The sequence below is a fragment of the Dietzia timorensis genome (genome assembly GCF_020742175.1).
In the GTDB taxonomy this organism is placed as follows: domain Bacteria; phylum Actinomycetota; class Actinomycetes; order Mycobacteriales; family Mycobacteriaceae; genus Dietzia; species Dietzia timorensis_A.
In genome coordinates, this window is the sequence record NZ_DYXM01000214.1 from 1 (window position 1) to 11,453 (window position 11,453).

At 65.4% G+C, this 11,453-nt stretch carries 9 protein-coding genes; 3 read left to right on the forward strand and 6 right to left on the reverse strand.

Annotated elements, in window-relative coordinates; translation table 11 throughout:
• On the forward strand, positions 1-241 hold a 241-nt coding region (locus tag K8V11_RS10655), incomplete at its 5' end, for a hypothetical protein (RefSeq protein WP_303913834.1).
• Here K8V11_RS10655 and cobA read toward each other — a convergent pair.
• The 5 genes from cobA to mqo all read right to left on the reverse strand — a co-directional run bounded on the left by cobA (position 238) and on the right by mqo (position 7,207).
• A complete protein-coding gene (cobA, locus tag K8V11_RS10660; protein WP_303913837.1) occupies positions 238-1,395 on the reverse strand; it encodes a uroporphyrinogen-III C-methyltransferase in 1,158 nt (385 codons plus the stop codon). The two genes, K8V11_RS10655 and cobA, sit on opposite strands and share 4 nt — an antisense overlap.
• Positions 1,392-2,804, reverse strand: coding sequence for a cobyrinate a,c-diamide synthase (locus tag K8V11_RS10665; protein WP_303913840.1), 1,413 nt, complete (start codon positions 2,802-2,804; stop codon positions 1,392-1,394). Before K8V11_RS10665 ends, cobA begins: the two co-directional genes overlap by 4 nt.
• Complete coding sequence (cobO, locus tag K8V11_RS10670) at positions 2,798-3,418, reverse strand: cob(I)yrinic acid a,c-diamide adenosyltransferase (protein WP_303913842.1); 621 nt, start codon at positions 3,416-3,418, stop codon at positions 2,798-2,800. The genes K8V11_RS10665 and cobO overlap by 7 nt, the downstream gene beginning before the upstream one ends.
• Before the next feature lie 53 nt (positions 3,419-3,471).
• Positions 3,472-5,583 (reverse strand): AAA family ATPase, encoded by a 2,112-nt coding sequence (locus K8V11_RS10675; RefSeq protein ID WP_369693069.1) that lies wholly within the window; start codon positions 5,581-5,583, stop codon positions 3,472-3,474.
• A gap of 130 nt (positions 5,584-5,713) precedes the next feature.
• A complete protein-coding gene (gene mqo, locus K8V11_RS10680) occupies positions 5,714-7,207 on the reverse strand; it encodes a malate dehydrogenase (quinone) (protein ID WP_303913844.1) in 1,494 nt (497 codons plus the stop codon).
• A 130-nt stretch (positions 7,208-7,337) separates the two neighbouring features.
• On the opposite strand from mqo, the gene K8V11_RS10685 reads away from it, so the two are divergent.
• Both K8V11_RS10685 and mtr read left to right on the forward strand, forming a co-directional pair.
• On the forward strand, positions 7,338-8,390 hold the full coding sequence (locus K8V11_RS10685; RefSeq protein WP_303913847.1) for an alpha/beta hydrolase: 1,053 nt from the start codon (positions 7,338-7,340) through the stop codon (positions 8,388-8,390).
• A 41-nt stretch (positions 8,391-8,431) separates the two neighbouring features.
• Positions 8,432-9,832, forward strand: coding sequence for a mycothione reductase (gene mtr / locus K8V11_RS10690; RefSeq protein ID WP_303913849.1), 1,401 nt, complete (start codon positions 8,432-8,434; stop codon positions 9,830-9,832).
• Between the two features lie 15 nt (positions 9,833-9,847).
• Here the strand turns inward: mtr and K8V11_RS10695 are convergent, their stop codons facing one another.
• Positions 9,848-11,395 (reverse strand): cobyric acid synthase, encoded by a 1,548-nt coding sequence (locus K8V11_RS10695; RefSeq protein WP_303913855.1) that lies wholly within the window; start codon positions 11,393-11,395, stop codon positions 9,848-9,850.
• Positions 11,396-11,453 lie beyond the last annotated feature (58 nt).

An 11,453-nucleotide genomic window follows, 5' to 3' on the forward strand; every position in this document is an offset into this window, starting at 1 on the left:
CGTCCTCTACTTTTTCATAGGGGCCTGGACCTTCACATGGCCTGTCGCCGAACAACCCGAGGGACTATGGATCGGGACCGGCTGGTTCATGTCCGGGCAGGCACTGATTGAGCCGTGGGGAATCATCCTGCACGAGCCTTACCTGGTCGTCTGGCTCGCAACGCTTATCGGCGCCTACCTCCTGACGGCGAAGGTCCGCGCCCCGGAGGCCCCAGGGACTCCCGCACCCTCGAGTGACTAGAACCTCGTGGGCGCCAGCACCTGGGGCAGTCCCGCTACGTCACCGATGACGATGATCGCGGGAGCAGCGATCTTCTCTTCGCTCATCACCTGGCGCATAGACGCGAGCGTCGCATCCACGCGTCGCTCCGTGGTCAACGACGCCGATTCTATGATCGATACCGGGGTCTCGCCGGGCCGGCCGCCCTCAAGCAGGGCATCGGAGATTGCCGGACCGTTCTTCACCGCCATGAGCAACACGACGGTGCCGCGCATCGCCGCCACAGCAGACCAATTGACCAGCGACTTCTCGTGTCCCGGCGGCAGGTGTCCGGAGATCACGGTGACCTCGTGCGTGACCCCGCGATGGGTCACGGACACCCCGCCCAACGCCGGCGCGGCGAACGCGCTGGTCACACCCGGAACGACGAAGGTGGGGATGTCGTGTTCGGCGAGCGCGAGCGCCTCCTCGTATCCGCGGCCGAACAGGAAGTTGTCGCCGCCCTTGAACCTGACGACGAACTTCCCGGCCTTCGCGTGTTCGATAAGCGCAGCGTTGATCGCTTCCTGCGCCATCTGCCTCCCATAGGGGATCTTCGCGGCGTCGATGATCTCCGTGGATGCGGGCACCTCGCTGAGCACCTTTTGCGGCGCAAGGCGGTCGGCGACGATGACGTCTGCGCACATCAGGAGTTCGCGACCACGGACGGTGAGCATTCCATCGTCCCCGGGCCCACCGCCGACGAGCGCAACTGTGCCTCGTAGCGCCTCCGCATCGGCCTTTCTTCCGCCGGCCATGCCCGCGCGCTCCCCCATATGCACATCGGCATCCGCCCACGCCACCGGAATCCGTGCCGCTCGTACGGCAGCCTCGATGGCCGCCGGGAAAACGCCCTCGCCTGCCTCCTCGACACCTGGTTCATCGCCGGTCACGACGATGAGGCCGATTCCGTTCAGCAGCTCCGGCGACCACGGCCCCCGGTGGACGTCCGGGCTCCCGGGAAGCTCTTCGAGGGTGGCGCGAACGTCGCCGGCCACGATGGTCACGTTCGCTCCGCCGTCAACCAGCGAGGACACCACGCGATGCGCACCCGAACCGCCTCCGAGAACGATGACGCCGATACCGTCGACATCGATGGGCGCGACGAAGGATGCACGTACTGCGGAATTGTTCACCTATCAAGCCTAAAGTTTTGTGCCGCACGGACCAATCGCGCCACCAGTTCAGGCGCCCCGGCGGGATGGACATGCAGGTAGGAAGCGTGAATTGTCGACGTGACGTGCCCCTCACTCACACGTCTGCCGCCAGACTGTTCGATCCACCCCCACGCACGGGCATTCGGCCGCGCAGGATGTTCGTCGCCCATGACGGCGGACGTGCGGTGGAATTCGTGGCCGACAACGCGCTCTCCGTTCTCGAAAAGCGGCGAGCCGCTCAGAGCCACGGCATCGCGGTATCCGAGAGTCAGCCGCCGGGAGAATTCGAAGCGTTCGTCAAGCACTCCGACCATGTCGTACCCATCGAGACTGCGGCCGAGATAGGCGTACCCACCGCATTCGGCGTAGACGGGCATTCCACTCTCGACCGCCGCGGCCACCGCCCTCCTCGTGACGACGTTTGCCTCGAGATCGGCGGCGTGCTCCTCCGGATAGCCTCCGGGCAGGACGAGGGCATCGCTATCGGTCGGAAACCCGTCGGTCCGCGGATCGAACCATTCGACCGAGGCTCCATGGGCGAGCAGCATCTCCGCCCACTCCGAGTAGAGAAACCCGAACGCCGGCCCTGACGCAACCGCAATCCTCGGCCCCTCACCGGACAAAACAGACTGCTCTACATTCGAAGAGGGTGTCCACGCCTCGCCAGAAACAGATGTAGAGGCGAGCTGGTGGATCGTGTCGATGTCGACGTGATCGGTGATGGCCGATCCCATCGCCGAGAGTGCACGTTCCGCGTCGCGCAGGGCGTCGGGAGTCATCAACCCCAGGTGGCGAGAAGGCACCTCGAGGTCGAGATCCCGGGGCACGGCACCTATCACAGGCACGCCGACGGATTCGCAGGCATCGCGGAGAATGGCGGTGTGTCTATCGGATCCGACCTGGTTGAGGATCACCCCGGCGGTCCTGGTCTCGGAACTGAACGTCGCATAGCCGTGGACAAGGGCGGCGATGGACTGGCTATATCCCCGTGCGTCGACGACGAGAATCACAGGTGCGCCGAGCTCGGCTGCGACGTGCGCAGTCGACCCGAACCCGGACACGCCGTCCGGGGCGATATGTCCGATCCGGCCATCGAACAGACCCATAACGCCCTCGACCACCGAGACATCAGCCCCCGCACTTCCATGCGCATAGAGCGGACCGATACGTGCGGCGCCTTGGAGGTTCGGGTCGAGATTCCGGCCGGCCCGGCCTGTTGCGAGGCTATGAAATCTCGGGTCGATGAAGTCCGGGCCGACCTTGAACGGTGCCACCTGCCGGCCACTTCCCACGAGCGCCGCCATAAGCCCTGTCGCCACGGTCGTCTTTCCATTCCCTGATGCGGGCGCGCCGATAACCACGGCGCCCGGAATGGCGGGCACTACCACTCGATTCCTCGTTGACCCTTACGTCCTGCCTGCATCGGATGCTTGATCAGCGTCATCTCGGTCACAAGGTCGGCCACGTCGATGAGTCGATCGGGAGCATCGCGTCCGGTGATGAACACATGCTGACGCCCCGGGCGCGAACTAAGGATCTCGGCGACGTCCTCTACGTCGATCCAGCCCCATTTCAGCGGGTAGGTGAACTCGTCGAGCACATAGAAGTCGTGTTGCTCAGCCGCCAGTCGGCGTTTGATCTCCTCCCAGCCATCGGCCGCGTCCGCGGCATGGTCGGATTCATCGCCCTTCTTGCGACTCCACGACCATCCCGAACCCATCTTGTGCCACTCCACGGCTCCGCCGATGCCCTCGGCGTCGTGCAGTTCGCCGAGCTTGAGGAACACCTCCTCCTCGCCGATTTTCCACTTCGCGCTCTTGACGAACTGAAACACCCCGATATTCATCCCCTGGTTCCAGGCGCGGAGCGCGGTCCCGAACGCCGAGGTCGACTTCCCCTTGCCTTTCCCCGTGTGGACGGCCGTAACCGGCAGCATCCGCCGTTGCCGCGTCGTCAGTCCGTCGTCGGGAATCTGTTCCGGATCGAGTTGTCCCTGTGGCATATCGCGCCCCTTTCCTTGACCGGCGAATGTTCACCCAGCTTATGACGTCGGACCTAGCGACTACGCACTAGTTCCGTGATCCCGCCCTCGCTCAACCCATCGAGGGAGACCACCGGGGCGCCCATGGCGCGTGCGAGCCTGCCCGCGGTCCCGAGCCGGACCCTGCCGGCCTCGCAATCGATCACCACCGGCGCGACGTGGGACATCGATCCGAGATGCCTGGCCTCTGCCAGTGCGCGTGTGCGGGCATCGTTTCCGGCGGTGGCGCGGCCGTCGGTAAGCATGAGAACGATCGCGCGACGGGCTGGATCCCGTAAGCGATACACGGTGAGCATGCGGCGGGTCTCCGCGATTCCCTCGGCCAAAGGGGTGCGTCCGCCCGTCGGGGCGTTCCCGAGCGAGGCGACCGCGAGGTCCACCGAACGCGTGGGTGCGAGCGCGACCGAGGCGCCGTGGCCCCCCGCCGTCACGACGCCCACGACATCGCGTCGGACGTACGCGTCGCGCAGCACCGCGACCGCGGAGCGAGCGACGAGTTCCAGGCGCCGACGCGCGGCCATGGAGCCGGAGGTATCGACGAGGAAGATGACGAGATCGCCGGACCTGCCGACGCGCTGCGCGTAACGAAGGTCTGCGCCGCTCACGGACAACGGTGACGCGATACCCGCCTCGCTGCGCTCCCTGGCGTTACGGTGCGCAGCGGAACGTACGGTACGGACGAGGTCCAGGCGGGCCCCTGACGCGCCCGCCCCGGACCTCACCGAGCGACCGGATGTCGTGACCGCCTTCGAACGTCGCCCCCGCGCTCCGCTCCCCGTTCCGGCGAAGCGGAAAAGCAAGGGTCGTGCACCATGGTTGTCGTGGAGATCGACGCCCTCGAGGGCACGGCCTACCGGACCGTCAGAGGCCCGGTCCGGCTCGGAATGCTCCGCGTCCTGCGCAGAAGAGTCTTCCTTGTCGTCTGAGGGATCGGCGCCGCCGGCGTCATCCTGAGGTGTTGGTCGCGGCGGGGGGCCATCGGAGGGGCCTCCGGGCGGACCGGATTCATCACCGTCCCCGTTGTCATCGTCGCCGTGGTCGCCGTCCGGTCCGTCTTCGGTCCCGTCGTCCTCGCCGTGGCAGTTCTCGCTGTCGTCCCCCTGTGTGGAATCGTCGGCGGGCTCGGAGTCCTCGGTCTCGGCGGGGTCGTCCTCGGCCTCGAGCTCCTCGAGCTGGCGGCGAGCCGTCTCAAAGGCCTCGTCGAGCTCGGCCTCGGACATGCCGCTCGGGTCGAACGGATCGCGCCGACGGCGGTGCGGAAGAACAAAGCTGGCGACAGCGCGCACGTCTGCCTCGACCACCTCGCTGCGCCCCTCGAGCACGGCGTGCGCCTTGGCCGCCCGTGCACAGACGACGTCGGCGCGGAGTCCTTGGACATCGGTCTCGATGCAGACAAGCGCGATGCGGCGGAGTTCCCGGGTGGGCACACGGACGGCGGAGAGATGTTCCCTAGCCCGGACTATGCGCGCCGACAGAGCCATTTCCGCCTCCGCATATCGCTCCGCGAATGACGCAGGATCGGCTTCGAACTCGAGGCGACGAGTGATGACCTCGACGCGCTCGGCGGCATCACCCGGCGCCGTCACCTCAACGGACAAACCGAAACGGTCGAGCAGCTGAGGGCGGAGCTCCCCCTCCTCGGGGTTCATCGTGCCCACGAGCGCGAACCGGGAATCGGCCGACGCCGACACACCATCGCGCTCGACGGAGACCTGGCCGGTCGCCGCCGCGTCGAGGAGTACATCGACGAGATTGTCGGCGAGAAGGTTCACCTCGTCGACGTAGAGAACTCCGCCGTCGGCGGCGCTGATAAGCCCCGATTTGAGTTGTGCCGAGCCGTCCGCGACGAGGCTCTGGACGTCCACGGAACCGACAACACGGTCTTCGGTGGCGCTGAGCGGCAACTCGACGAATGCACCGCGCTCACCTGGCACGTGCCCGGGCAAAAGATCAGCGAGTCCGCGGACGGCGGTAGTCTTCGCGGTTCCCTTCTCACCTTGGATGAGAACTCCGCCCAGACGGGGATCTACGGACAGCAGCAGCAACGCCATCCGCAGGCCGGATTGGCCGACGATCGCTGTAAACGGGAAACGCTCCCGGCGCCCCGACTCGTTATCGTTGCTCACGTCTAGCGCTCCTGTCTCGGTAACTCCGTGCTTCACGCCCACTCGTTGTCCGCGCAATAGCGGGGAGGGCGGCAGGTACCCGGTTGCATACCGGGCCCTGCCGCCCCCTTACGAAAAGTGCTCGCGCGGTCTAGGACTCGAGCTTGAGCGCCTTCTGCGAACGCTCGAACTGCTCGTTGTACAAGGTGACGTCCTCGGACAGCGAGCGGCCGTAGGACGGAACCATTTCCTTGATCGCCGAATCCCACGTCGCCATCCGGTCCGGGAAGCACCGGTTGAGCACATCGAGCATCGCATCGACTGCGGTGGAGGCTCCCGGGGAGGCACCGAGCAGACCGGCGATCGAACCATCTGATGAGTTGACGACGGCGGTACCGAATTCCAGCGTTCCGCCGGTCTTCTTGTTCGGCTTGATGACCTGCACGCGCTGGCCGGCGATGACCTTTTCCCAGTCGCCGGCTTCGGCGCTCGGCATGAACTCGCGGAGCGTCTCAACTCGCTTTTCGTGCGTCTTGGCGAGCTCGGTGACGAGGTACTTCACAAGACCGAGCTCGGTGACGCCGACGCCGGCCATGGACAGGAAGTTGTTCGGGCGCACGGACAGGGGAAGATCGGTGAACCTTCCGCGCTTGAGGAATTTCGGGGTCCAGCCCGCGAACGGCCCGAAGAGCAGCGCGCGCTTACCGTCGATCACGCGGGTGTCGAGGTGCGGAACCGACATCGGCGGGGCGCCCACGGCGGCCTGGCCGTACACCTTTGCATTGTGCTGTTCGATGAGCTCCTCGTTGGTGCAACGCAGCCACTGTCCGCCCACCGGGAAGCCGCCGATTCCGCGGATCTCCGGAATTCCGGACTTCTGAAGCAGGTGCAGAGCACCGCCGCCGGCACCGACGAAGACGAACTTCGCGTTGATCGTGTGCTCCTCGTCGAGGGCGCGATTGATGTACCGGACCTTCCACGAGCCGTCGGTGCTGCGTTCGAGGTTCTTGACCTCGGCCTGGTAGCGAACATCGGTCCCCGTGCGTGCCAGATAGCCGAGCAGTTGGCGGGTGAGCGCACCGAAGTTCACGTCGGTGCCGCCCTTGATGTGGCTGAGTGCGACCTTTTCGTCGGGGTTACGGTCCTTGCCGACCAGCGGGACGAGCTTGCTGACCTCGTCGATGTCCTCGGTGTGCTCGAGGGTCTCGAACAGCGGGTGCTTGCTCAGCATTTCGAAGCGCTTGCGCAGGTACTTCTGCCCCTCCTCGCCGCGGACGAAGCTCATGTGGGCGACAGGGTTGATCCACTCGGACGGATCGCCGAGCAGGTTGTTCTCGACACCGAAGGACCAGAACTGGCGCGAAACCTGGAACTTCTCGTTGACTCCGACGGCCTTGGTGATGTCCACGCCGCCGTCAGCGGTCTTGGGCGTGTAGTTGAGTTCGCACAGCGCGGAGTGTCCCGTGCCGGCGTTATTCCATGCGTCAGAGGATTCCTGCGACGGGCCATTGAGGCGCTCGAGGATCTCGATCGACCAGTCCGGCTGCAGCCGCCGCAGCAGAGCGCCGAGCGTCGCGCTCATAACGCCCGCACCGATGAGAACAACATCTGTATTCGTTTGCTTATTGCCCTGTGGGACCGTCACTGGCAGCCATCCTCGTACGCTATCGATTTCGGTAATTTTGCGCCCACGAATTCCGGCGGTTACCGCCAGGTAGTGAACGCGCACGTCTCTTAGCGTACTCACACCGAAGTGCGGTCGGTACCGTGGTGGTGTGCAAGGAATCTCACACCACGCCATCGACACGGACCCGAGTCCGATACCAGGCAAAACAGGCGCTGCGACGCTCGGAGAATGGGGATCCGACCGGTTGGGGGACGATTATTCGTCGCTGACAATCGATCTTGGGGACGATCCCGAGGGCGAAGGACACATCACAGCCACGCTCGTGCGCTACGATCCCGCGGTCCGAGAGCGCCCGCGCGCGGTCGTGCTGTGGGTGCACGGTTTCACGGACTACTTCTTCCATTCCCATGTCGCCGAGCGCCTCTCCGACGAGTCCATCGCCACTTACGGAATCGACCTGCGCAAATGTGGACGCTCGCTCCGGCCGGGCATGAGCGCGCATTACTCGACGAACCTCTCCCGCTACGGGGCCGAGCTCGACGCGGCCATCGCCGCGATCCGCGCAGACACCTCCGCCCCAATCGTGCCGATCTGCCACTCGACCGGAGGCCTCATCGTTCCGCTGTGGCTGGCCGACCGGCGCGACGCCGGCGCGTTCCCTGACGTCGCCGGTCTCGTCCTCAACAGCCCCTGGCTGGAGTTTGACGTCGACGCGTTCGTACCCTTCAGGGCAAGCCGCATCATGCCCGCCGTCGACGGTCTGATCGCCGCCCTCGGCAAACTCGCCCCGAAACGCGTTCTCCCCCTGCCGACGAACGAGACCTACGGTTCGTCGCTCTCGTCCTCGCGCCTGGGGGAATTCGACTACGAGCGCGCGCTCAAGCCCATCGACAGCGCCGGTGTGCGTCCCGGCTGGCTGGCCGCAGTCCGGCGCGGGCAACTGCGGCTGCAGAAGGGTCTCGACCTCGATCTGCCCGTGCTCATGCTTCGATCGGAGCGTTCGAGCAGATGGCGCACCGACGCCGACCTCATTCTCGATGTCCGTTCGATGAAGAAGTACGGGCCACGCATTTCACGCTGCTTAACCGACACGCCGCTCGCCGGCGCGAGGCACGACGTCCTACTCTCGACGATCGACGTCCGCGAAAAGGCGGTAGCCGAGCTCATCAGCTGGATGGACGCCCAATCGATCGGTGTGTAAGCACCCTCATAGATTCATAGCCAAAGGAGACACGACACAACATGTCCGAGAATTCGGTCGACGAACACTTCGACGTCATCATCATCGGCACCGGATCGGGAAATTCCCTGCCGAGTGAGGACTTTGCAGACAAGAAGATCGCCATCTGCGAAGAGTGGACGTTCGGCGGCACTTGCCTCAATCGCGGGTGCATCCCGACCAAGATGTTCGTCTTCCCCGCCGACCAGGCCGAAGCCGCGTCCACCAACGCCCGTCTCGGTATCGACACGCAATTCGGCGGGGCGAACTGGTCCGAGATCGTCGACCGGATCTTCTCCCAGCGGATCGATAAAATCGCCGAAGGTGGCGAAAACTACCGCCGAAACGAGTGCGAGAACATCACCGTCTACGACGGCCATGCCCGGTTCGTCGGTCCCCGCACCATCGATACCGGAACCGGGTCCACCATCTCCGCAGACACGATCCTCATCGCCGCCGGTGCACGTGTCGCGGTTCCGCAGATCGTCACCGACTCCGGGATCGATTACCACACGAGCGACACGATTATGCGCATTCCCGAGCCGCCGAAATCCCTGGTCATTCTGGGTTCTGGGTACATCGCCGCAGAGTTCGCGCACGTGTTCTCAGCCTTCGGCACCTCCGTGTCGGTGATCGGTCGCTCGGGGCGCCTTCTCAAGCACACCGACACAACGATCAGCGAGACCTTCACCGAGGCGGTGTCCGATAAGTGGGATCTGCACCTCGGGAAGACGCCGCAGAAGGTGTCCGCTCGGGCCGACGGCACGGGAGCCAAGGTTGATTTCCCCGATGGCTCGTCCGTCGAAGGCGACATGCTCCTCGTGGCCACGGGCCGCAAGCCCAACGCCGACCTTCTCGACGCCGAAGCCGCGGGCATCGAGCTCGACGGCGACCGCGTCAAGGTCGACGAGTTCGGACGGACTTCGGCCGATGGCGTGTGGGCGATCGGAGATATCTCCTCCCCCTACCAGCTCAAGCACGTAGCAAACCACGAGCTGCGCGTCGTCCAGCACAACCTTCTGCACCCGGACGATCTTCGTTCGTTCAATCATGACGTCGTCCCGTACGCGGTCTTTTCCTCGCCGCAGATCGCCGGCGCGGGCATGACCGAAGAGGAGGCTCTCGCCGCCGGTCACGACATCACGGTCAAGGTGCAGCAGTATTCCGATGTCGCCTACGGCTGGGCCATGGTGGAGCCGGTCGGCATCGTCAAGCTCATCGCCGATCGCTCCACAGGCCGCATCCTCGGCTCGCATATCCTCGGCCACGAGGCCTCGATCCTCATTCAGCCGCTCGTCCAGGCGATGACATTCGGCCTCGGCGTCCAAGACATGGCGCGCGGACAGTACTGGATCCACCCCGCGCTCACCGAGGTCGTCGAGAACGCACTGCTCGGACTGGATTTCCCTGACCGCGGCTTCTAGCCGGCAACGCCGGGCCTACTCTGCGGGCTCCTCGCCGCGAGCGAGCCGTAGGGTCGGCCCGAACCGTGGCGCGGACGAGGCCATCTCGACGATCGCGTCCACGTCCAGCGCCTGTTCAACCGCATCGGCGATGACGTCGAGCTGCCGCATTCGCTCCGACGCCACGCACGTGTCGTCCGCAACGATGAATCCGGGGACACGCGCCGAGAGTGCGCCGCGCAGGAAAACCCGCCGCCACTCGTCGTTGGCGAACAGGCCGTGAATGTGGCTTCCGTAGACGTTGCCACGGCGCGCGCCCTCGGGAGCGCCTGCGACGGCGTGCAGCGGTTCGGCGTCATTCCTACGCACCTGCCCATGGTGGATCTCGTACCCCTGGACCGTCATGTTGCCCTCGAACAACCTCACCGGTCCCTCGAGGGACTGCACGGTTTTGCTGCTGCTGAACTCGATATCGACGGGGAGAAGGTCGAGGCCGCTCACGGGTCCACCAGGGTGCTGGGACTCGACGGCGTCATCTATCCGGTGGGACAGCATCTGGAATCCACCGCAGATCCCGAAGATCACGGCTCCGTCGCTATGCGCGTCGGCGATGGCGACGTCGAGGCCCCGCTCGCGGAGCCATGCGAGGTCGGCGACCGTCGACTTGGAACCGGGGATGACGACGAAATCGGCGGCGCTCACGTCGGCGGGGTTGTCGACCCAGCGCACGCGCACCCCGGGCTCCATGGCAAGTGCCTCAACGTCCGTAGAGTTCGAGACCCGCGGCAACCGGATCGCGGCAACGTCGAGCCACCGACTCCCCGCGGGTGGCTGAGGGCGGCCGACCGTCGCCCCCGGGGTAACGCCTAGCCCGTCTTCGGTGTCGATCCAAAGGTCGGTCAGGAACGGGACGACACCGAGAACGACGCGGCCCGTGGTCTCCTCGACCCAGTCGAGCCCAGGTCTGAGTAGGGATAAATCACCGCGAAATTTGTTGACGATGAACCCGGCAACCCGAGTTTGATCGTCGGTGCCAAGTGCGGCGAGCGTGCCTAGGAAGTGTGCGAGCACTCCGCCTCGGTCGATGTCGCCGACGATGAGGACCGGAATGTCCGCGGCTTCGGCGAGACCCATGTTCGCGATGTCGCTGTCGCGGAGGTTGACCTCCGCGGCAGACCCGGCGCCTTCGCAGAGGACGACATCATATGTGTCGCGCAAGTCGTCGAGCGCATCGGCTACGACGCTGCGCAAATGGGAACGCCGCTCGTGATAGTCCGCGGCGGTGATGGTCCCGGACACACGACCCCGCACGACTACCTGCGAGCGGTGATCGGACCCGGGCTTGAGGAGAACAGGGTTGAACAGTGTGCTCGGCGCGAGCCCGCAAGCCTCCGCCTGGAGAGCCTGCGCTCTCCCGATTTCTCCGCCGTCCGCCGTCACTGCCGAATTGTTCGACATGTTTTGCGCCTTGAACGGCGCGACGGAGATCCCCCGGCGCGCCAGGGCGCGGCAGAGCCCGGCCACCACCATCGATTTACCGGCGTCCGATGTTGTCCCTGCGATGAGGATGGCCGACGCTGGCACGCCGCTACAGCTCCGGGCCGAAGGCCTCGATCCCGCCGGTGGGGACGGTGAGGATCTC

Bases quoted from the DNA above. Each gene is read 5' to 3' on its own strand.
- cobO (WP_303913842.1), bottom strand. From the start codon at position 3,418: ATGCCACAGGGACAACTCGATCCGGAACAGATTCCCGACGACGGACTG.
- mtr (WP_303913849.1), top strand. From the start codon at position 8,432: ATGTCCGAGAATTCGGTCGACGAACACTTCGACGTCATCATCATCGGC.